This is a genomic window from Rhodococcus sp. LW-XY12, assembly GCF_019317345.1.
In the GTDB taxonomy this organism is placed as follows: domain Bacteria; phylum Actinomycetota; class Actinomycetes; order Mycobacteriales; family Mycobacteriaceae; genus Rhodococcus; species Rhodococcus pyridinivorans.
Window position 1 is genome coordinate 58,343 of the sequence record NZ_CP079229.1, and the last position, 21,092, is coordinate 79,434.

Sequence of the window (21,092 nt, forward strand, 5' to 3'; positions counted from 1 at the left end):
GCGGCGTGCCAGTCAGCCCGCACAGCACCGCCGCACGGACGCAAAACACTCCGTGAGCAGCAAGTCCCGACGGCGACCGTGCCCTGTCGCGTTCGTCGCCCCCTTCGGCGACGACGCTGTGAGACCAGTCGTACCGAACTGTCATGATCGGCGGCGCTCACCACCACACCATCTACGACGAAGGAGACGAGAGTCTGTGACGAAGATCGACGGCATGTACAGCGGGGCGGATGTGGACGACGAAAACCCTCCCCGGCCCGCGCACTGACGCGGATGCCACGCCGACGTCGGCCGCACCCGCCCACGCCCTGCCGCCCACCGTGACTCGTCGCACCTTCACCCGTGCCGAAAAGGTCATCGACGCCGCCACCACCGCGCACAAGCGCCTGCGCGGTGTCTATCCCGGCGCTCACGGCTCGCTCAACTCCTTCATCGAGGCAGCCATCGCCGACCACACCCACCGACTTGAGCACACCTACAACGACGGTCAGCCCTTCCCCGACGTCGAGAAGGTCCGGCGCCGCAAGAAGCGCACCGTCGGGCAGTGACGGCACCGACCGCCACGAACCAGCACGAACCGAGCACGACCGGATGATGTCCGCGAAGGGAACGCCATGCCCGACAAGCAAAGCCGCACTCAGGCTCTCTGCGAAATCTTCGCCTCACATGGCGAAGAAGCTATCAAGAACCACATCGCCCAGAACATCCGCGCTGCCAATGCAATTGCAGGAAAGTTCGACATCGAAGATCCCCGCACGATCATCGACAGGCTCGAGGCCGGTGAAACGCCCGACGATCTGATCAATGAGCTGCTCCCGCCCAGCGGGGACGCGGAGTAACCCCGCAGCGATCAGCGTCGTCGACCTTCCAGGGTGGACAGCAGAACGAACTTCGTGCCCATCAGATCGAACGCCGCCTCGCTGTCCCCGGCGACGAGAAGCTCCCGCTCACGGCCGTGCAGCGCCGCAATCGCGGTCTCGAGCTCATCGTCGGTCATCGCATCGGCGGTATTCCCGAGAGCTCGCGTCCTGTCCTTCACGCGCCCGAGAGTAGCCACTGTGTCGTCCGCTGCACGCACAGCCCAGCAGCGGAAAAGGCGATGGTCCCCGGCGGGGGCGCCGGGGACCATCCTTCGACCCGTCAGGGAATCACTCACCTACCGGGGAACTCGGGTGATTGCAGCGGTCACCGTAGCGAAAGGACGGATCGGAACCAAACAGGTGAAGCGGAAGCGACCGGCACAGGAAGAGCCCTCGCAGTCAGTCCTCGACAGGCACGAGATCGCTCACGCGCGCCGGCCACGGATACGTGAGCGGGCTGTCGGCGTTGACCTCGATCATCGCCATGCCGGTGTCCTCATCGACGTCCTTGACGGTGAACACGAACTTGCCGAGTGCGCTGACCTTCACCTGATCGCCGGGCTTCATGGTGGTGCTTTCTCCGATCGACACGACAGAACGGGACGTGTCGTTTTCCCAGTTCAAACCACAATTTTAGCGAAGCTAATTTTCTGGATCCCGGCGGGTCGCCCCGTCCGCGATCCGGCCGGCTCGCTCACCTTCCGAGTCGCGCCTTGGTTGCTCCTGTGTCTGTCTCGGCGGCCACTGCACCCCGGAGAACGGTGGCCCCGTATGGGGCGGAATGAGGATCTCCGCATCGCAGACGATGCACAGGTACGTGCGGTGTCCGGTGACTCCCGAGGGGCGCAGCGCCGTCGCGCAGGTGCACGGTGTCCAGCCCACGACCACCCGGTGCGGTCACAGTCGGTGCCCGTTCGACCACCCGACTGGGTGCGCGTTCGTAGGACACCACACCGCAAATTTTCGCACTGGTGTTCCCCTGAGCTGGTGCTCGAGTGTCCATGATGAAGTCGACGAAGTTGTCTTCGACCGAGCTACGGTGTCCCCATAGGGCCGCTGTCGCCTGCACCCGAGGTATCGGTGCGGGGCGGGAATTCGTGTAGGTAGAACGTCGCTCCTTCTTCGATCTCGCCCGCGTTGAAGGAAGACGACTCGAAGGTTGCGGCATAGGGTGCCGAACTGCTCACGGTGACCGTGTAGCTGCGTTGATTGGCAGGAACCGCCTCGAAGTGCGCCACATAGGTACACACTCCCGTGCCGTCGGCATTGCGTTCGACGGTATCGATTTCCAGCACGGAACGTGCCGAGGCGGCCGCGCTTTCGCCGTGCAGGTACACGATGTCGTTCGGTGCGATCGGGATCGTGGTGATGATGCACTGTCCGGTCCGGGGATCGGCTTGCTCCGCGTTCCCGACGACAGTGACCGTGGCGGGGAAGGTCTCCGGTTCCTCGGTATTGGATACACATCCGCTCAGGAACAGTGCCCCAATCGACAGTGACGCTGCAGCCAGTCCACTTATTCGCCCCATGAGGTCACCGTAGGGCGTCCGGAAGACAGCCGGGGACCGTGTTGGTCACTATTGGGCATTATCGCGCTGGATAACTACGCCGTCGGCCCTCGCTCGTACACGGACAGCTCCGCAGCGAACGGATCAACCGCCGAAGACGCCGTCCGCGAAGCAAACCAGCAGTTCAGAGAAGGTCAAGTCCAGATGCGTGGTGTAACGAGGTCGCCGCGTGATTCCTCGGGTGGTTATGCGGTCAGTGCTGGTGCAACCTCCTCGGCGGGTTCGGTGGCGGTGTCGGCGGGTTTGTCGCCTCGGGCCTGGGAGAGGACGTCGAGGCCGAGGTAGCGGCGTCCTTCGATCCACTCGTCGTGCTGTTCGGCGAGGACGGCGCCGACGAGGCGGATCAGGGCGGTGCGGTCGGGGAAGATCCCGACGACGTCGGTGCGCCGGCGGATCTCCTTGTTCAACCGATCGCGGGTTGTTGGACCAGATCTGCCGCCAGATCTGCTTCGGGAATCCGGTGAACGCGAGGAGATCGGCCCGGGCGCCGTCGAGGTGGTCGGCAACCCTCGGGAGCTTCTCGGCGAGGGCTTCGATGATCCGATCATATTGTGCGTGAACAGATTCCGAGTCAGGCTGATCGTAGACCGAGTGCAACAGCGTGCGCACCCACGGCCACGACGTCTTCGGGGTGACCGCCATCAGATTCGTCGCGTAATGCGTGCGGCAACGCTGCCACGATGCACCGGGCAAGGTGGCGCCGATCGCCGCGACCAGACCGGCATGGGCATCGGAGGTCACCAACCTCACCCCGGATAACCCGCGGGCGACCAGTCCGCGGAAGAACGTGAGCCAGCCGGCGCCGTCCTCGGCGGAGGTGACATCGATGCCCAGGATTTCGCGGTAGCCGTCGGCGTTGACCCCGACCGCGACCAGGGCGTGAACGTTGACCACCCGGCCGTTCTCGCGGACCTTGAGCACGAGGGCGTCGGCGGCGACGAACGTGTACGGGCCGGCGTCGAGGGGCCGGCTGCGGAACGCCTCGACCTGCTCGTCGAGCTCCTTCGCCATGACGCTGACCTGGGACTTCGACAACGAGGTGATACCCAACGTCTCGACCAGTTTCTCCATCCGGCGGGTCGACACCCCGAGCAGATAGCAGGTGGCGACCACCGTGGTCAGGGCACGCTCGGCACGCTTGCGGCGCTCGAGCAGCCAATCCGGGAAGTAGCTGCCGGACCTCAGTTTCGGGATGGCGACATCGAGGGTTCCGACCCGGGTGTCGAAGTCACGGTGCCGATACCCGTTGCGGGAGTTGACGCGGTCGTCGGTGCGTTGCCCGTAGCCGGCGCCGCACAGGACGTCGGCCTCGGCGCCCATCAGGGCGTGGATGAACAGCGTCAGCAGCTCCCGCAGCAGATCGGGGCTGGCGCCGGTGAGTCGGTCTTCGACGAGCTGGTGCAGGTCGATATTGTGGGCAGTGGTCATCGTGTGGTCCTGTCTCGAGTCGACTTGGTAGGTCTCTCGAAGAATCACGCGGTGACCGTCTTTCGTTCGGCTACGACACGCCGGCCATCTCATTCGGATCCAGCTCGTACACCATCCTCATGGACGTAACCTCAGAGAACCGAAGTCAGACTGAACCCTAGGGAACGTGTGTTCGACCGGGGCGTTATAGTCGGTGGGCGGCAGGTCGATGGAGGGACGCGATAGCGGACTTCGGGAAGCATCGGCCTGCCGCATCGTTTCCGCAGGAAGCCGGGCATTGAGAGCGGAAGAACCTCTCATGCCGGCCAGCCCTGCGGCGGCCCTCGCACCCGCTTCGGTGCGGTCATTGTCGTCCATGGACCGGTGCCTCGCGTGAGTTTGCAAGGACTGGCGACTTCTGCTAACTTTGATCTTGAGCCGTCTCGCATGGCTTCACCCGAGTCACGTGCGCCCGCATCGCACACGACGTCTGAGGGCAAGGTCCACAGGATCTGCGAAATCAACCATCCAACGCACTTCCGCGTGCAGTGGATGCGGGCTGCTGCGCGCGTTGAACAGTGGTTGGAGGACCAATATGACAAAGGATTCTGCTCGCAAGAAGGCCGTTCGCGCATACCTTGCCGCGCACCCGGACCTGACGTACCGCGAGGCTGAGCAAATCGTTACTGCCGAGCACAAGGCCATGAAGGCTGCGGAAGAGGCCGATTGGATGTTCTTGAGCCTCGAAGAGTTGGTGGGTAGCAGCATCGCTGGGGACGAACAGTTGCTCGACCGCGAACTCGACGTCGATACAGGCAGTAGAGGCGCATTCGAGGTGGACATCCCTGAGGTCACTCAGGGACCGGTCGATGTCGTGGCCGTCACCCATGACTTGGACACTCTGTTCGTCGATGAACACGAAGAGTTCGAGGGCGGTACCACCATTGGCGAGGCGCAGGTCGACGCCGACATCAAGTGGGAAGCATGCGTTCTGAAGACCGAACTTCCCGCCGTTCCTCATGACGTTCCGTGGCGCGTGATCGATCCGGACTGGGACTCGGACCATGTGCGGGTGAGCGGTACATTCCGTGCTGAGCTGGTCTACCACTACGTGGCCGATGAAGGCGCGCAGCTCGTTGACACCCTCACCCTTCAGGGGATCGAGCAGCTGTAGCTCACTTGGCCAAGTTCGGCAGACGAGGATCATCGTGTGACGCCTGCGAACGTGCGTCCGGTGCCCTGAGATTCCCGCTGATATGGAAAGCAATCACCTCAGGGCACCTCGGACGCAATCGCCGTATCAGGTCTTTCGATGGTGACCGTCTTGCCGGTGGTGCCGATTCTTGTGGTCAGGGCATAGCTGGTGATGCGGGCAGCAGCACCGGCCGGGGTCAGGGCCGAGCCGGGGTGTCGTCGGCTGCGGAATCGGGTCCGCTCCGGTCACACAGCTTCACGAGGTGCCGTGGTCGCAGGTTGTGCACTGGAATGTGGTGCCACTTCCCCGTGGCAGGGGTCAAAAACGGGGGCTCGATCAACGGGGGCTCGACCCCCGGCCGAACGCGCCCGTGCGGTGCGGTGGACCCGGGAAATGGTGAAACTTGTGCCGGAAACTTGAGCAGGTGCTGCTGCTCGAGGGACGCTGCCCGCGACGGCTGGGCCCTCGCCGGCATCACCGGCGATTTGTCTGTGCTGCCCCGCAAGATTCCGCACTGCTCAGCCCCGCAGCCTGAACCCCGGCGGCCGGGACCGTTTCGAGGCGGGCGATCGCCCAGATCGCCCACTCCCTGATCTGCTGACTTCTGCCTGCCACGGCCGGGCGGAGGATGCCAGCCGGGGGCCTTATCGCGCTACCGCGACTGCTCCCGCGATGGCGGAAGCCACGTCCTCCGGCAGCTCGTGCTCCCAGAACCGAAGCACTGTCCAGCCTGCGTCCCGCAACATCTCCGTCGAGCGTGCGTCCCGCTCTCGATTACCGGCGATTTTCGTGGACCAGAACTCGGCGTTGATCCGCGCGGGCCGGTAGTGCTCGGGACATCCGTGCCAGTAGCAGCCGTCAATGAACACTACGACCCTCGCCCGGGTGAATACGATGTCCGCCCGCATCCGAAGTGCGCCCGGCAGCGGCGCAAAGTCGACGCGATACCGCAGGCCCAGGGCATGTAGTCGCCGCCGCACCGCCAGCTCAGGTCGGGTGTCGCGGCGCCGATTACCCCGCATCGACGCCCGCACTGCGGAACTCGACGCCCAGCTCTCACTCACCACCTCAGTCTGCGCCACGCTAGTCCCGATACCCAGAAACACCGGTCCCACCGATAGCCTTTGGGGCATGCGTAGCGTGGAACTCTTCGCCGGTGGCGGTGGCTTGACTCTCGGCACTCACCGGGCCGGATTCTCCACGGAGGTCGTCGCCGAGTGGAACCGATGGTGCTGCGATACCCTCCGCGAGAACAGGGACGCCGGCTATCCTCTGGTCAAGGGCATCGATGTGCGAGAGGGTGATGTCCGAGACGTCGATTGGTCCGGCGTGCCCGATGGGATCGATCTGGTCAGCGGAGGTCCGCCCTGCCAGCCGTTCTCCGCCGGCGGTAAGGGTAATGCCGCCGACGACAAGCGCGACATGTTTCCGGCCACTACCGAGGTTATCCGGCGGCTACGCCCTCGAGCCTTCATTATCGAGAACGTCCGCGGGCTCCTGCGACCTGGCTTCTCGGACTACTACAGCTATATCCAGCTGCGGCTGGCCCACCCCGAGCTGGTAGCCGCCAACGGCGAGTCGTGGGGTGACCACTTTGACCGCCTGCAGGCCGAGCACACCTCTGTGCACACCGACCTCAAGTACAACGTGTTGCCGACGCTGGTTAACGCCGCCGATTACGGCGTGCCCCAACAACGATGGCGCGTGTTCTTCGTCGGTTTCCGCGAGGACGTCGATGCCGAGTGGAGCTTCCCCCGACCCACACACTCCGCCGGTGCCCTTCGCGCTGCCCAGGAGGACGGCTCCTACTGGGACCGTCACGAGGTCGCCAAGAAACACCGTGCCTTCCGGGTGCGTGAGGGTAAGAACTCCGACCCATCACTCAAGCCCTGGCGCACCGTCCGCGACGCCATTGGCGACCTGCCCGATCCCAATTCGGGCGCGGGCACCAAAGTTCTGAACCATGTTCCACAGCCGGGCGCCAGGTCCTACCCGGGTCACACCGGCTCTTACATCGACGCGCCTGCCAAGGCCCTCAAAGCCGGCGTCCATGGCGTACCCGGTGGGGAAAACATGCTCCGGGACGTCGACGAGTCGGTCCGTTATTTCACCGTCCGTGAGGCTGCGCGCTTGCAGACCTTCCCCGATGATTACCGCCTGCACGGCCCCTGGGGCGAAGCGATGCGTCAGCTGGGCAACGCTGTGCCGGTCGACCTCGCCTGGATAGTGGCGGCGTCGGTGCGCGAGCATCTCGACGAGGCCGCCGTCCGCGCAGACCAGGCCGACTGGCGGGCGCGCTCGGCCTAGTCCCGGGGTTCGGTCAAAGCCCGTGGCGCGTACATCACTGTGAACGCCTCGACGCCGATCAGCGCGCAGAACGACCGCACGCGTGCCCACTCGGCATCATGCAGCGCCGTCATCGTCGGCCGGGTGATCACCACAGCTACCCGCCCTTCGCCTTCGACCCGCGCGCCAGACGCCGCCCAATATAAGTCGCGCAGAACCCGGTACGATCCCCAAACGACGACCGCCTCATCACCGGCCGCGCTCACCGCCCGGCACCGCATGGGCTTCTGCTCGATGGAGTCCGGCACGACGGTCCAGTCCGCGCCCAGGGTCGCGGTGACGAGGACGCTCGGCCCCGGGTATCCGCGCCTGGTGTAGCGCGCGGTCGGGCCGATACCCTCCAGCGCGCGCGGGTACTCCTTGGCTGCGCTGTCCTTGAGCCACACGCGCATCTGCGCTGGCGTGTAGTAGGGCCGGAGCAGCTCGCTGAACTGCTCGTCGGCGATCAGCTTGTCGAAGACCCCGCCTCGCTCGCTTGGGGCGACCTGTTCCCATTTTCTGCGGTCGAACTCCGCGTAGACATACGCCAGAGCCTCGTCTCTGACCTCGTCCGGCAGCCTGGTCACGCCCACCTCCTCGCGCCGACGTCGAGCCCGTCCATCGACGGCGGGAACTCCAGCCTCACCATATCTGCGGCCGTCGCGAGGTCTCCGACGTCGGCGACCCATTGGTCGATAAGCGACCGCACGCCCTGGTCCTCGAAGTCGAAGCTTGACCGGTGGACGCTGAGGACCTCCGTTTCCGTGGCCTCCATCTGTGCCCGAAACGCCGATACCTCAGCGATCCGTCGCAGGTCCGAGACGCAGTCCAGGACGGCGACCCGCTCCTTACCGGCACGCAGGCGCAGCCCGCGTCCGAGCTGCTGGATGAAGATCCGGCGCGAGTGCGTCACTCGGGCGAAGACGATGATGTTCACGTCGGGAACATCGATACCCTCATTCAGCAGGTCGACGCTTACTAGCAGCTCGGTCTGGCCTGAACGAAAGCGGACCAACCGCTGCTGCCGCTCACGCTTGCTCATGTCGTTGTGGATCGTCTCGACCCCGCGCCAGGGCGAGTGGCCTCGCAGAAGTTCGGCGAAGCGCTCGGCGTGGTCGATTGTCTGGCAGAAGACGATCCCACGGGGGGCGCGCGTGGAATTCCACACTTTGATCAGGCGCTCGATGATGGCCTCGTCGCGCTCGGGGATGAATAGGCGCCGGTTCAGGTCCTTGATCGTGTACGAGTGCTTGGAGGACTCCTTCACGAATTCCCAGTCAATATTGTCGGCGAGCAGCTGGTAGTCCACCTGCGCGAGATAGCCGCGTCTAATCCCGTCGGCAATCGACATCTGGACTACTGGTGAGCCGAACGTGGTCTCGATATCGAACTTGTCCCCGCGCCACGGCGTGGCGGTGACCCCGAGCCTAGGTACGTTGTCGAGCAGTTCGAGGATATGAGCGTAGTACCCACTCTCGCCGACGTGGTGGACCTCGTCGATGACGACCAGATCGGGTCGATAGCCCCGCTCCACATAGGCGTGCGCCGTCGGGAGCACCGCAAAGGTGACGCCCGACAGATTGTCGCGGTGTTCACCCTGACCGATCCTTTGGGTCGGGACGTTCTTCGGGATGAATGGCCACATCGATTTCTCCAACTGGTCGACCAGGGGGGCGCCGTGTGCGATCACCAAGATCTTCGCCGAGGGGTCGCGGTCGAGCCGGTCGGCTACGATCGAACCGGCTACGACGGTCTTGCCCAGACCGGTGGCCAGGTACACAAGGGCTTTGCGTCGGGCCGGGTCGTCCAGGCCGTCCAGCGACTCCTGGACGGCCTCCACCTGGTACGGACGCAGGTCCACCTGTGGAGGCAAGTCCCTGGCGCTGCGGTACAGCTTGGCGAGCGCCGCCCCGTCCCATGCCTTGAGAGTGCGGCCGACCCTCTCGAACGCGGTGATCCGTGTCCGGGCCGTCTTCGTGAATCGGCCGTTGGTAACGACGATGCCCGAGGCCGCGCCGTAGGCGTCGATCGCGTTCGAGACCTCGTTCACCGCGTCCTCGCTGACCGAGCCCTTGACCGGATCGAGCCGCCACTTGGCCTGGATGGCGATGAGCTTCCCGCCGAAGCGCGCTAACAGGTCCCCGCCCTGGTCGTTGGGGCCGTCGATGTTCACGACGTCTGTGAATCCGAGCAGCGGCAGCAGCCGCTCCAGCGCGCGGGTGAACCCTGCGGGGCCGCCCTCGACCATCCGGTCCACCGAGAGGAAGGATCCGCCGATCATGCCTGGGTCCCGTCGGGGGTCACCATTGCGCTAAGCGACTCCAGTCCGATGGACAGCCTGAGCAACTCTCGGGGGCTCAGGCGATCGGTGGCCGTCAGCGTCCGCTCCAGATCCCGGACCAGGCTCGTCAGGTGGCTCTGCCTCTCCTCGCGGATCGACTCGTCTTGCCACGAGCTGTAGCTCGACGTGAAGACCCCACCGTCGAGCATCAGCTCGGGTGCCTCGACGATCAGATCCTCGAATGCGCGCGGGCTGAGGAACTGCGCGTAGCCACCAGAGGCTTCCAGGGCGTTCCAGTCCGCGCTCGCGTCTGCGGCGGCGGACTTCTGAGTCTGGATCTTCGCGGTGGGCGACAGTTTCGTCCAGAATCCAGCCGGGTCGCGCTCGACAAGCGGCCCGCTGACCTCCCTGATCCGATCGAGAAGGTCCTCGGCAGAGAGACGTACCGTCGCGGCGTCAATCCGGCGGTCGCCGACCTGATCCAGAATGCCCTCCACGAACTCACCGGCCTTGCCGGCGTATCGCAGATACGCCGCCGCCGCATCGTGCAGCACTGTCGCGCCGACGTCGACGGGGTTCCACCCATAGTCAGCCAGCAGCGGATGCCTCTGGTCAATGAAAAGCTCGATTACGTTTGCCTGAAGATTGGGTGCTGAGAACTTGTCGGCACCTTCCAGGAGATCCACCCCGTCCGTCAGATACACGGTCACCTTGAACGTCCGGCTGCCGCCCGGGATCACGATCTCCGCACTGTCCAACTGCGGAATCACCCGGCCGTTCGCGCGATAGCGGGCGAGCCGGTCGTCGCGGGTCTCCAGCTCTGGCGCCTCATCATCATCAGGGCTGTCGTCGCCGCCGTCAGGATCCCCGGACGGGTCGCCACCAGACGGGAGCAGATCGTCGACGTTCGGCTCGCCGTCTTCCTCGTCGTCTCCCGAGTTTCTGGCTTTGATCTCTTCATGATTGACAACGTGAGTCCACCACATCTCGTCGCTCCGGTAGGCCGACAGGCCCTTGCGGAAGTTGGCGCCCCACTTGCGGGCCTGCTCGGCCATCGCTTTTTCGCCGTCTCCAGGCACAAGGTATCTGTACCCGGGGTTGTACCGGCGATAGGCGTGGAACAGCATGCCCAGCTCCGAGGTGTTGGGGCTGTACTCCAGCTGCTTCGCCAGATTATCTAGGAGCGGGCCGTCGCCGCGGATCTTGTCGCGTACGGTTTTCCAGGCGAGGCTGTCCCGGCCGAAGTTGGTTTTGCGGTAGTTCACCGGAAGATGGTCCAGGTGCAGCTCGCCCACGATCCGTCCGCGCCCGAGTTCAACCGGGTACTCCACGACCTTCTCGCCGGTGTCGGGGTTCGACCACTCGAACAGGTCCTTGTCTAGGTGGACGATCGTTCGCCCCTGACGCAACAGCGAAATCCCATAGTCACCGCCCGCATCGTCATACCGCTGGATGCCGAGCCAACCGCGGATCGTCCGATCCCGCATCTCCACCTGATCGGACCCGCACTCGACGCACGCATCGAGCTCCGCGATGGTCTCGGAGTGCCAGTGCCCGCACGCCAAGCAGGCGAACGCCGGTTTGAGGTCGTGGCGCACCTCCGTCACCGCCGGCACGTCCTGGCCCTTGTAGACAACCGACCGCTCAGGCGACCACACGCATGGAATGTAGGGCTCCACAGGGCTGCCGTTGAGAGTGAGACTCAGACCCAGTCCGCCGATAACCTCTGCGGCGGCGATGTCGGTGCCGGCGACCGAGCGGAGCATGTACGAGTAGGTCTCGCCCAGGCGCGCCTTCACGCGGTTCGCGATTCCGGGCCAGCGCAAGCTCTTGACCGTGTCGCTGCGAAGGCGAGAGACGCTTACCGAGGTGCCATGCTCGCCAACGCCCTTAGGCTCTGTGGTGATCGGCACCTGGAAGGAATCCCGCGATCCCATCGCCTGGATGTCGATGACCGCGATCGTCCAGTAATCGTCCTGAGCCCTGCCGGACCTGACTGTCGTTAGGTGGCCCAGCCGCCCGGTAGCCACGTTGAAACCCATTCCGAATAGGCCAAGGGAACCGTAGCGTGCGTTACCTGACGAACCGGCCCGTAGTGCTTTTCGCATCTGCTCCACCGACATTCCCCGGCCCGAGTCGGTGACGCTGATCACCGAGTCCGTGTGGACTTTCGAGCCGGACGGGAACTCGATCTCCACCCGGCCCTCGAAACCCGGGTCCTCGCGCTTAGCCGCGTCGATCTCGTCGAGCGCGTTGTCGATCAGCTCAGCGAGGCACTCCTCGACTTTCATGTCGACGTCGGCGATCACGTCGAGGATCCGGGGGGAGGGAGTTAGGTCAAGGGTCTCTTCGGGCATCGCTCAGGATCCTCGTCGGTAGTTCTTGGTCACACTGTCGGAGCAGTTCCCAATGGTTCGTCGGCTGTTGCCCAAAACATTACTTTGGTTGCGGACAATCCAACTCTTCCGGAAATGGAGTGCAGGAGACAACGTGAAGATCCGAGCTTGATGCTGGTGTCGTTGCCGTAAGAAGGACCCCGTCGTCGGGCAGGGTGCGCCACCCGCAGCGGCAGTATGGTTCGACTTCTCGACGAGGTCCTTGCGGTTGCCAGCCCGAGGTGGGCAGATCGACGCGGCCACGCCGTAGTGTTCGGCGCCGCTGGCGAAGCGGGCGGTGATCCGTCCGCTATCGGGATGACAGACGGTGGTCATACGGTCGAGACGCCAACTGCGGGTTAGACCACCGAAACCGCGGCAGATGCGGTCGAGACCGTCTGCTGCAACTCGTGTGCCTGAGAGCTGCGCCGAGTTCGCTTGGACGGGCGCAGCCAGGACTGTAGATAAGGGACGTCCACATTGCGGTGCCCGTCGCGTGTCCATGACTACTGATTCGCATTGTCGAACCGCCGCCAACGGGTGTAAGCAGACTGCCTGCTGATCCCGACAGCCTCGCCAATGTCAGCCCAGGACGACCCACACGCTCGAGCGACCGCCACAGCTTCATCCAGCCTACGGCCGGCCGCCTGCGCTTCACGCGAGGTCCGCTTCACTGCTTCAAGGCTGGGTGGCCGGACATGCTCGAGCCACTCGGTGTGGCAACTGTCCTCTACCCACTTGGGAGCAGGCCCGCCTTCAGGGTCATACACCTGATCGGGCGCAGGCGTCGCGGAACGATCCGTCAGGCGGCGAATCATCAACGGAGCCTTCCAGCCGCAGGAGCACCGTGCCAGCCACCCGACGGTTTCCGAAATGCTCACCGTGTTTCCGTCGTCGAGGACGAGATTGTCGCCCCGTATCTCGGTCACTCGACGTCCGTCCGAGACTTCGATCGAGGCATGTCCCTCATGCTCGCCGTCTACTGTCTGCCAACTCATCGTCATCCACCCATCGTTGCGATATAGATCCAATAGTAGATGGTGATGTCAGGTGAACACATAAAAAAGATGTCATGAGATTATGACGCTAGATCGCGATGTCATGAAGACGTTCGAAGCACTCCATGGAGAAAGGTTGTGCTGTTTGACGATCCCCAAACAGCACACTCCGAAACGGCCTGGCACTCGATCGCATCCTGCCGAATCGAGTGTGGGTTTGAGTGCTTTGCGGCGGTTTTCTGTGATCGCTTGGGGGCGTTAGTTTCCGATCACGAGGATGCTGGCGGCGGATTCTATGACGTCGTCGGTGATGGTCTCGAGTTGGTTGATCTTGAGCACTCGGGCGATCTGAGGGAAGAGGCGTTCGAGGAGGCGGAAGTTGCCCCGGGTGATGCGTTCGATCGCGGCGATCGCTTGAGCGTCGGTGAAGTCGTCTGGGTCAAGAGTGCGGCCGAGGCGTTTCCAATGGCGATCGAGGACGAAGAGCAGTTCCTCGCGTCCTAGTACTACAGCCGTAAGTTGATCATGGGGGACTGCTGCACGATCCGGTGACAGATTCGGTCACGCAGCCTGTGTGGCTGGTGTGGTCATGATGGTCTCGAACTCGACAGGCGTCAATCTGCCGAGCCGGAGCTGACGTCGCCGGCGGTGATAGGTCCGCTCGATCCAAGTCACGATCGCGATGCGCAACTGCTCGCGTGTGGCCCATCTCTGCCGGTCGAGGACGTTCTTCTGGAGCAGCGCAAAGAACGATTCCATCGCGGCATTGTCGCCGGCCGCACCCACCCGACCCATCGATCCGACCAGGTCGTGGCGGGCGAGGGCGCGGACAAATTTCCGGCTGCGAAATTGCGATCCACGGTCGGAATGAACCACACATCCGGCAACCGAGTCCCGCCGTGCCACTGCCGATTCGAGGGCCGTGACAGCCAGACGGGATTTCATCCGATCGCTGATCGAGTAGCCGACGATCCGGTTCGAGTACACGTCCTTGACCGCACACAGGTAGAGCTTGCCTTCCTCGGTTCTGTGTTCGGTGATATCGGTGAGCCACAAAGTGTTTGGAGCATCCGCGGTGAAGACGCGGCCGACGAGATCATCGTGCACCGGCGGCCCGGAGCGGCCCTTCTTCGAGCCACGTTTCTTGCCGAACACACTCCACCACCTGTTGGTCGAACAGATCCGCCACGCCGTGCGGTCCGACATCGACTCGCCCGCATCGCGGGCTTCGTCGGCGAGGAACCGGTAGCCGAACTCCGGGTCCTCGCGGTGGGCGTCGAACAGGGCGTTCGCCCGGTACGCCTCCTCGAGTTCGGCGTCGGTGACCGGGTCGGCGAGCCACCGGTAGTACGGCTGGCGCGCGATCCCCAGAACCCGGCACGTCACCGCGACGGGAATCCCGCCGGCGGCCAGCTCGCGGACGAGCGGGTACATCATTTTCCCGGAAGATTCGCCTGTGATAGATACGCCGCGGCCCGCCGCAGCACTTCGTTCTCCTGCTCAAGCAACCGGATCCGCTTTCTCAGCTCGCGGTTCTCTCTGGACTCCTCGTTCGTCGTCCCTGGCTTGGTGCCGTCCTCGACGTCGGCATTCCTGAGCCAGTTGGTCAGGCAGGATTCGCTGATGCCGAAGTCGGCGGCGATCTGCCGCAGGTGCTGACCTGGTTCGCGGTTGCGGGCCACGCGGACGACGTCGTCGCGGAACTCTTTCGGATAGGGCTTGGGCACGGGGTCCATCCTTCCAGCAGTGCCTCACGGCACCACAGTTCAGATGTCACCTATCCGTGCAGCAGTCCCTGGTGTATGGCCTCGTCGTTTGTAGTGGCAGATGCGGGCGCGGGCTTGATGATGTCGTCTCCACCACGAGCAGTGCAGGAGATGGGCCACCGATCGGCCGGATCGGGCGTTGTCGATGAGCGTGGTGAACAGTTTTCGTATCTCGTTGATACTCAGACGAATCAAGGTCGGTGTCGACGGTGCACGGCGCCGTGAGATGACCGCTGCGACAGCGAGGAACGCGTAGCCGAGCATCACCAAGGTGTGCCACCGATACCACGAGGTCCAGGTGCGGACCTGATGTTGATCGAGCCCGACCTGACCCTTGGCTGCCTGGAACGACTCCTCGATCCGCCACCGCAGCCCCGCGACCCGCACGAACGCTGCCAACGACACCGAGGTGGGACTGTAGCAGCGGAAATAGGCGAGTTCCTTCGTGCGCGGATGTCGACGGATGAGCACCGCGTGCACACCGGATCCGGCGGCGCCGGCCTCCTCGCCGGGGTCGATGGGAATACGCGCCCACCGGTAGAGCCGCCTGCCCTTGGCGCCCTCGCCGGCGGAGGCCGACCGCCACGCCGTCGACGGCAGGCGCTGGGCGAGCTCGTCGACGCGGGCGGTGCCGTCGGCGGTGGTGACCCGATGTGAGCACGCCACGCCCAGAACATAGCCCAGTCCGTGGTCGGCGAGCTGTCGGCGCAGCACCGGGTCGGCGCCGTACACTTCGTCGCCCGCAGCCCACTTCGCAGGAACATGCGCTGCGGCGGCGACGATCATGCGCCCCGCCAGCGCCGGTTTGGTGGCGAACGCCCGACCTTCTGGCACATCCTGCGCCCGGCACCTCCCGCGGTCGTCGGTCCACGACTTCGGCAGGTACAACTCCCGGTCGATCAGGGCGTGACCCTCGGCGGTGGCGTAGGTCAGGTGCACCGACACCTGGGCGTTCTCGATCCGTCCGGCGGTGCCGGTGTACTGCCGTTGCACCCCGACGGTGTGGCGCCCCTTCTTCAGGTCTCCGGTCTCGTCGACGACCAGCACGGCGTCGGGGGCGCCGAGATGCTCGGCGACGAAGTCGCGGACATCGTCGCGTACCCCGTCGTGATCCCATTTCGCTCGTGAGAGCAGGTACTGCAACCCGTCCGGGGACCGGTCGCCGAGGTGCTCGGCCAGTGTCCAGCAGTTCTTGTCGTCGAGGCCGGCAATCAACCCGTGCACCATCTTCCCGGCCCGGGCATGGGTCCGTCGGCGCGCGAAGCGGCCCGCGCATCTGCGCAGCACGGAGTCGAATAGCCGACCCCACCCATCGAGGTCTACGCTGTGCGCTGCGGCCACCGCAGCGTCCTTTTTGTTCCACACAAACAAGAAATGATCGCGCGGTGGTCGCTTCCCTCGGTGAGGACACGCCGTCAAGATCAACTTACGGCTGTAGTACTAGTGCCCGGTATCGGTGTGAAAATCCGAGGCGGCTGTAGAGCTGAGGGTAGTGGCGAAACCGCTGGTCAATGCCAGGCATGCCGATGAGGATGATCGCCAGGTCGTAGCGGTCGTGTTCATCACGGAGGAGTTCGAGTGCGGTCGGGGCCAGTCGTTCGGCTTCATCGATGATGAGCAGCTCGACCCACTTGTTGGTGTGACCTGAGTGGGCGCCGGTGACTTTGCCGATGTTGCGCTGGTGTTCGTCGATGCAGATGCCGAGCTTTGTCTGCAGGTGCGCGATCTCGTGCATGAGGATTTTGGGCCTGGGGAGCACCTCGGGGGTGTAGAACACGGTCCGGCACCGGTTCGCAGTTGCATAAAGCTTGGCGTCGTCTTCGGTGCGCGGCCCCCATTCGGTGATGAACGGTTCCACGGTGTCCCAGTGGGCGTATCGGCGTGCCGATTGGGTCTTGCCGATGCCGGCGTCGCCGTGACAGATGCCGATGGTGCGTTCCTTGCGTACCGCGGTGGCGAATTCGGTGAACCGGCGATGTTCCTTGGTGATGATGAAGTCCTTGGCCATCCTTAGTCCTCTTCGTAGGTGCGCAGCTTGGTTGGCCGCGCTCCGGGGGCGGCGGTGCGCGGTTCGGCCCGATCGGCGATACGCGGGATGCGGTCGTTGATGTCTTTGCGCAGTTGGCGCCGGCGGGCTCGGCGTGCGGTCTCGACTTCTTGCAGGCTTACCCGTTGGTTCGGGTGCGCCTCATCGATGGCCACGCAGAGGAAGGTGTCGCGGTCGTATACGCGAACCTCGGAGATGTCACGCGGGTCGTAGCGGATCGTCACCGGGCGGCCAACGAACGGTGCCAGAGTTGGCGCGAGGTAGCGCCGGCCTTGGAAGTGGATGCCGTCACGCTGCACGGTGCGGTGCTTGGGCACCGTCAGCAGCAGTCCGTCGAGTTCATCGAGGGATTCGGGCATGCGTGGCAACCACCCGTCACCGATCCACGCCTTCTTCGGGCTCGTCCCGATCTCCCGGTGGGTCCGCTCGTTGTAGGTGGCGATGAAACCGGCGATCGCCTGATCGAGCGCAGGTAGATCCAGAGATGGAGGTGTCTTGGCCCCTGGTGCCAGATGTCCGGGCAGGGTGGCCAGGAGCTCGGTGTTGACTGTGCCGAAGAACCGCTCGATCTTGCCTCGGCCTTGCGGGCGACCGACGGTGGAGAAGATGAGGCGGATTTTCAGTGAGACCGCGGTGTACTCGAGGTGGCGGCTGGTGAAGTCGCTGCCGTGATCGATATAGAGGACGTCGGGTAGTCCGCACATCGCCCAGGCCGGTTCGGTCTTGCGCCAGATCGCCTGTCGTAGCACCAGCGCGGTGTTCATCGCCGATGGCGCCCCGGTGAAGACCATGTACCCGCAGACCGCGCGGGAGTAGTCGTCCATCACCACCGTCAGCCAGGGCCGGTCGGGGGTGCCGCTGGCGCCGGTGATGAGGATGTCGAGTTCGGTGTGATCGGCTTGCCACGTCACATTCGGCCGTTCGGCGCGATGGCGGAACACCAGTTCATAGCGGTCCCGATATGCTGCCGGCCCCTCCAGAGCAAGCGTCACCAGGGCCGGGTCCAAAGCGTGGACGATGGCGCGGACCGTGGCATAGCTCGGGGCCGTCAGCCCCAAGCGACCCGCTTCGGCCGTGGTGAGCCGGTGCAATGCAGCGGTGCTCGGGCGTGGGCGGGTCAGCGCGAGGTGCTCGAGAAACGTGACCAGTTCCGCCGGAGTGCGTCGAGATCCCGTGTCGCGTCGTGGCCGCGGCTCCAACGCCGCGATGCCGCCGGTCTTGTAAAGCTGGTGCCAGCGTTGCAGTGTCCGCAGCCCGGTGCCGGTGTCACGGGCCAGGGTCGTCAGCGAGATGCCGTCCTCGACGTGAAGCCGGAGGATTCGCCACCGCTGCGGCCCGTCCATGTCACACCTGCTGGGAGACCATGTCGCGGTCGCGGGCAGCCTGTTGGTGCCGGTACAGCGTGGCGCGAGACCATCCGACCAATCGGGCGGCTTCCTCGGCGGTGCGACCCTTGGCGCGGGCGTCCCGAGCGATGTCGAGTTTCTCCGCAATCACCGCCGGGTCAACAGGCGGCCGACCGAACCGGGTACCGCTCTGCTTCGCCGCAGCGATGCCGGCATTGACTCGCTCGGTGATCAGCTCGCGCTCGTACTCGGCCAGCGTGGCCAGCATGCCCAGCATTAACCGGCCGGAAGTGGTCTCCGGGTCGATGCCGTCCGAAAGCGACTTGATCTTTACGCCCTTGTCGCGCATCAGGTTCACGGTGTTGAGGACATCGATCAAGGATCGGCCGAGCCGGTCGATGCGCCACACCACGACCGTGTCGCCGGACTCGGCATAGTCCAACAGGCGCTTCATCCCCGGGCGTTCGATCGCGGTCCGGCTACCCGAGGTCACATCCGCGAACACATCCCGCTTCTGCACCCCGGAATCCACGAGTGCATCCAACTGCAACTGCGCGTCCTGACTCGCGGTACTCACGCGGGTGTACCCCAAGAGCCTCATGACATGATTATGACTCACAAACCCCTACCGAGCACCACCCTGCGACAGTTCACGGTGAGACGACTTCGCGAGAGGCAGAAGGTGCCCATCGGCCCATGAAGCGGTCTCGGCGTCCGGTCCCCGCCTGGTGTCTCATAAGACTGTAAGTTGATGAGGCATGCTTCTTGGTGCCCGGCGGAAGTCAAGGTGGATGAGACCAGTGGGAGTTACTCGGCGGGCTGGTAGGCCGTCTGGTCGTCGGGGTCGGGCAATCCCCCGGACCGACAACCGTATCGTCCCCTGATAGGTGCGCGCTCGATCCTACGAGCGGAGCATCCCCGGCTCACGGCCGCGATGACTGTATCGATGATGAGCGAGCACGACACGAGCGTGCCCGACAGCATGAACCCTCGGGAGAGCGAACCGGAGCGTGAAGCAGGCGGGAGTCAACAGTGGACGAGGACCCCCGCCGGTGACGGGAGTCCTCGTCGTGGTCCCGGTGACGGTGGCCGGGGTCGTGGATTTCTGGAGCGTCAGCCCTGAACCTTGGCGTCTTGGCAGCAGCTTCCGTCTTCCTGCTGAGGTGCCTCAGCGTTGCCGTTCTGCTGGGTGTCGTCGTCGGCGGGGACAATTTCGACGTTGCAGCAGTCCGACTGCTCCTTGCTCGAACGTCCGGTGAGCAGGTCCTTCAATCCCATGATGGTTCCTTTCCTTAGGTGGGTTTACTGGGACAGTTCTGGGGTCAGGCGGTGATCGAGATGAGGTAGCCGCCGATGATCGCCACGGCCAGGATGGTGATGACGAACGTGGCCAGGAGTCGCGTTTTGAAGATCGCAGCGAGCATCGACACCTCCGGCAGGGAGGCCCCGGCCCCGCCGATCATCAGGGCGAAGATGGGGCCGACGGCCACACCGGCGGACTGTAGGGCGAGGCCGACCGGGAGCATGGTTTCCAGCCGGATGTAGAGCGGGATGCCGATGACCGCCGCCAGGGGCACGGCCCACCAGATGTTGGCCCCGGCGAACGCGGTGAGCTGGTCCGCGGGGACGAAGCTATAGATGCTTGCCCCGATCGCCACGCCGACGAGCATCGGGATGAGCAAGGGTCGCAGATCGGTCCAGGCTTGCCGCAGCGCTCCGGGCATCTCACTGCGAAGACCGTTCCATGGCTCAGGCGTCCCCTCTCCCTGTACGCGCACGCGCTTGAGGCTCTTTTCCATGCCCAACGCGCCCCAGACCCACGGGGCGATCAACGACACGGAGAGCGTGAAGATCGTGTAGGTGATCGCGGTCTGCCACCCGAAGATGATGCCGATGCCGCCGACGATGATCGGGTTGAGCAACGGCGAGGAGATGAGGTAGGTCATCGCCGTCTGGAAGGCGACTCCGGCGTTGAGCATCCCGACCAGCATGGGCAGGGTCGCGCAGGAGCAGAACGGGGTGACCGCCCCGAGGGCCAGGCCTTTGACGGGTCCGGGGATGCGCCCGCTGCTCATCCAGTCCCGCATCTTCTCCGGCCCGAATCGCCGGTTGATCAATGCGACGATGGTGGACACGACGAGGAACAGGGCCAGCAGCTGGCCCAGGAGTAGGGCGAAGGTTCCGAGTGTCTCAGTCAGCATCGGCTACCGCAGTGCTCGCCGGAATCGTGGCTTCGGTGCAGCAGGCCTGCTGTCCTGCCGGAGTCAGGGTGGCCAGGTGGGCCAGCCACTGGACCGGGGCGGCCAGTTGCTCGCAGCAGATCGAGACGAGGTTCGACCGCCCCCGCGGAGTGGAGTCGACCAGGCCGGCCTTGCGCAGGGCGGCAACGTGGTGGCTGACCAGCGCCTGGCTCAGCCCGGTGGCCTCTTGGAGTTGCGTGTTCGTCTTCGCCCCATCGGCCAGGGACAGGGCAATCGTCAGCCGGTTCTCATCGGCCAACGCCGCCAGGGTCGGCACCAGGTAGGCGGCTTGTTCTTTGGCCGTGAGGTCCGAGACCACGGCGGGGAGCTGGATTGCTGAAGTCATGCCCTCACACTAACAAGCGACCATTGCTATCACAAGCCTCTGTTGATGGATCGCGGGTGTTGCTTTGCGGCGCCGGATGCCTGGAGGCGTTCGGTGATGTTACGGACGGTCGCATTCGCGGTGCGGCCGACTCCGATCAGGGCGGCCGAGGCGAACCCGGTCCAGTCCCCTCGCCCTGCGGGGACGGACTTGCTGCGGACCGCTGGTCTCAACTCACCCTGACACGCAGGGGCCGGGCACCGCTGGCGAGCAAGCTGGCTACCCTCGTCGTCGGCATCACCAACTGAGGCCGCCACGGAGCGTCGATAGAACACCGCCATTTACGGCCGAAAGTCACA

The 21,092-nt window shown here is 64.6% G+C and carries 18 protein-coding genes and 4 pseudogenes; 4 read left to right on the forward strand and 18 right to left on the reverse strand.

Translation table 11 applies throughout. From position 1 onward, the window contains the following. Nucleotides 1–230: 230 nt before the first annotated feature. Both KXC42_RS26885 and KXC42_RS26890 read left to right on the forward strand, forming a co-directional pair. Entirely contained in the window at nt 231–548 is a 318-nt protein-coding gene (locus KXC42_RS26885) for a hypothetical protein (protein ID WP_257606266.1), read from the forward strand. A 66-nt stretch (nt 549–614) separates the two neighbouring features. Further along, complete coding sequence (locus tag KXC42_RS26890; protein WP_219130690.1) at nt 615–839, forward strand: hypothetical protein; 225 nt, start codon at nt 615–617, stop codon at nt 837–839. Nucleotides 840–850: 11 nt separating this feature from the next. On the opposite strand, the gene KXC42_RS26895 is transcribed toward KXC42_RS26890, so the two are convergent. From KXC42_RS26895 to KXC42_RS26910, 4 genes and pseudogenes are all read right to left on the reverse strand, one after another. Further along, nucleotides 851–997, reverse strand: a complete 147-nt coding sequence (locus KXC42_RS26895; RefSeq protein WP_219130691.1) for a hypothetical protein — start codon at nt 995–997, stop codon at nt 851–853. A 262-nt stretch (nt 998–1,259) separates the two neighbouring features. Continuing rightward, nucleotides 1,260–1,451, reverse strand: coding sequence for a hypothetical protein (locus tag KXC42_RS26900; protein WP_219130729.1), 192 nt, complete (start codon nt 1,449–1,451; stop codon nt 1,260–1,262). A 443-nt stretch (nt 1,452–1,894) separates the two neighbouring features. After that, nucleotides 1,895–2,197, reverse strand: coding sequence for a hypothetical protein (locus KXC42_RS26905; RefSeq protein WP_156666187.1), 303 nt, complete (start codon nt 2,195–2,197; stop codon nt 1,895–1,897). A 416-nt stretch (nt 2,198–2,613) separates the two neighbouring features. Then, nucleotides 2,614–3,856 (reverse strand): annotated as a pseudogene (locus tag KXC42_RS26910) (IS256 family transposase). Nucleotides 3,857–4,430: 574 nt separating this feature from the next. Here KXC42_RS26910 and KXC42_RS26915 point away from each other — a divergent pair. Beyond that, entirely contained in the window at nt 4,431–5,009 is a 579-nt protein-coding gene (locus KXC42_RS26915) for a hypothetical protein (RefSeq protein ID WP_219130692.1), read from the forward strand. A 665-nt stretch (nt 5,010–5,674) separates the two neighbouring features. Here the strand turns inward: KXC42_RS26915 and KXC42_RS26920 are convergent. Continuing rightward, entirely contained in the window at nt 5,675–6,163 is a 489-nt protein-coding gene (locus tag KXC42_RS26920; RefSeq protein ID WP_306840160.1) for a very short patch repair endonuclease, read from the reverse strand. On the opposite strand from KXC42_RS26920, the gene KXC42_RS26925 reads away from it, so the two are divergent. After that, the gene (locus tag KXC42_RS26925; RefSeq protein ID WP_219130693.1) at nt 6,162–7,337 is read left to right on the forward strand and encodes a DNA cytosine methyltransferase; all 1,176 of its coding nucleotides are present in this window, start codon (nt 6,162–6,164) and stop codon (nt 7,335–7,337) included. The two genes, KXC42_RS26920 and KXC42_RS26925, sit on opposite strands and share 2 nt — an antisense overlap. Here the strand turns inward: KXC42_RS26925 and KXC42_RS26930 are convergent. The 13 genes and pseudogenes from KXC42_RS26930 to KXC42_RS26985 all read right to left on the reverse strand — a co-directional run bounded on the left by KXC42_RS26930 (nt 7,334) and on the right by KXC42_RS26985 (nt 20,754). After that, nucleotides 7,334–7,942 carry a hypothetical protein gene (locus tag KXC42_RS26930; protein WP_219130694.1) on the reverse strand — a complete coding sequence of 203 codons (609 nt, stop codon included), beginning with the start codon at nt 7,940–7,942 and terminating at the stop codon, nt 7,334–7,336. The two genes, KXC42_RS26925 and KXC42_RS26930, sit on opposite strands and share 4 nt — an antisense overlap. Further along, on the reverse strand, nt 7,939–9,636 hold the full coding sequence (locus KXC42_RS26935) for a DEAD/DEAH box helicase family protein (protein WP_219130695.1): 1,698 nt from the start codon (nt 9,634–9,636) through the stop codon (nt 7,939–7,941). The genes KXC42_RS26930 and KXC42_RS26935 overlap by 4 nt, the downstream gene beginning before the upstream one ends. Continuing rightward, nucleotides 9,633–11,993, reverse strand: coding sequence for an ATP-binding protein (locus KXC42_RS26940; RefSeq protein ID WP_219130696.1), 2,361 nt, complete (start codon nt 11,991–11,993; stop codon nt 9,633–9,635). Before KXC42_RS26940 ends, KXC42_RS26935 begins: the two co-directional genes overlap by 4 nt. Nucleotides 11,994–12,174: 181 nt before the next feature. Beyond that, nucleotides 12,175–12,410, reverse strand: a pseudogene (locus KXC42_RS27560) (IS21 family transposase); the annotation flags it as partial. An 857-nt stretch (nt 12,411–13,267) separates the two neighbouring features. Next, nucleotides 13,268–13,513: pseudogene (locus KXC42_RS27565) on the reverse strand (ATP-binding protein); the annotation flags it as partial. Nucleotides 13,514–13,570: 57 nt separating this feature from the next. Next, nucleotides 13,571–14,736 (reverse strand): IS3 family transposase gene (locus KXC42_RS26950; RefSeq protein WP_112320133.1). Its coding sequence is split into 2 segments (ribosomal slippage): nt 13,571–14,461 and nt 14,464–14,736, totalling 1,164 coding nucleotides; the frame shifts between segments, so codons are not numbered across the junction. A gap of 39 nt (nt 14,737–14,775) precedes the next feature. Further along, nucleotides 14,776–16,059, reverse strand: a complete 1,284-nt coding sequence (locus tag KXC42_RS26955; RefSeq protein WP_219130727.1) for an IS701 family transposase — start codon at nt 16,057–16,059, stop codon at nt 14,776–14,778. Nucleotides 16,060–16,216: 157 nt separating this feature from the next. Then, a pseudogene (locus KXC42_RS26960) lies at nt 16,217–16,783 on the reverse strand (AAA family ATPase); the annotation flags it as partial. 2 nt (nt 16,784–16,785) lie between these two features. After that, nucleotides 16,786–18,165: a Mu transposase C-terminal domain-containing protein gene (locus KXC42_RS26965; protein ID WP_163376769.1), complete on the reverse strand. Its 1,380-nt coding sequence runs from the start codon at nt 18,163–18,165 to the stop codon at nt 16,786–16,788. A 1-nt stretch (nt 18,166) separates the two neighbouring features. Then, nucleotides 18,167–18,769 (reverse strand): recombinase family protein, encoded by a 603-nt coding sequence (locus KXC42_RS26970; RefSeq protein WP_094364518.1) that lies wholly within the window; start codon nt 18,767–18,769, stop codon nt 18,167–18,169. 512 nt (nt 18,770–19,281) lie between these two features. Beyond that, nucleotides 19,282–19,446: a hypothetical protein gene (locus KXC42_RS26975; protein WP_156776349.1), complete on the reverse strand. Its 165-nt coding sequence runs from the start codon at nt 19,444–19,446 to the stop codon at nt 19,282–19,284. 44 nt (nt 19,447–19,490) lie between these two features. Beyond that, on the reverse strand, nt 19,491–20,369 hold the full coding sequence (locus KXC42_RS26980; protein ID WP_219129623.1) for a permease: 879 nt from the start codon (nt 20,367–20,369) through the stop codon (nt 19,491–19,493). Then, nucleotides 20,359–20,754, reverse strand: a complete 396-nt coding sequence (locus KXC42_RS26985) for a helix-turn-helix transcriptional regulator (RefSeq protein ID WP_219129622.1) — start codon at nt 20,752–20,754, stop codon at nt 20,359–20,361. The genes KXC42_RS26980 and KXC42_RS26985 overlap by 11 nt, the downstream gene beginning before the upstream one ends. Nucleotides 20,755–21,092 lie beyond the last annotated feature (338 nt).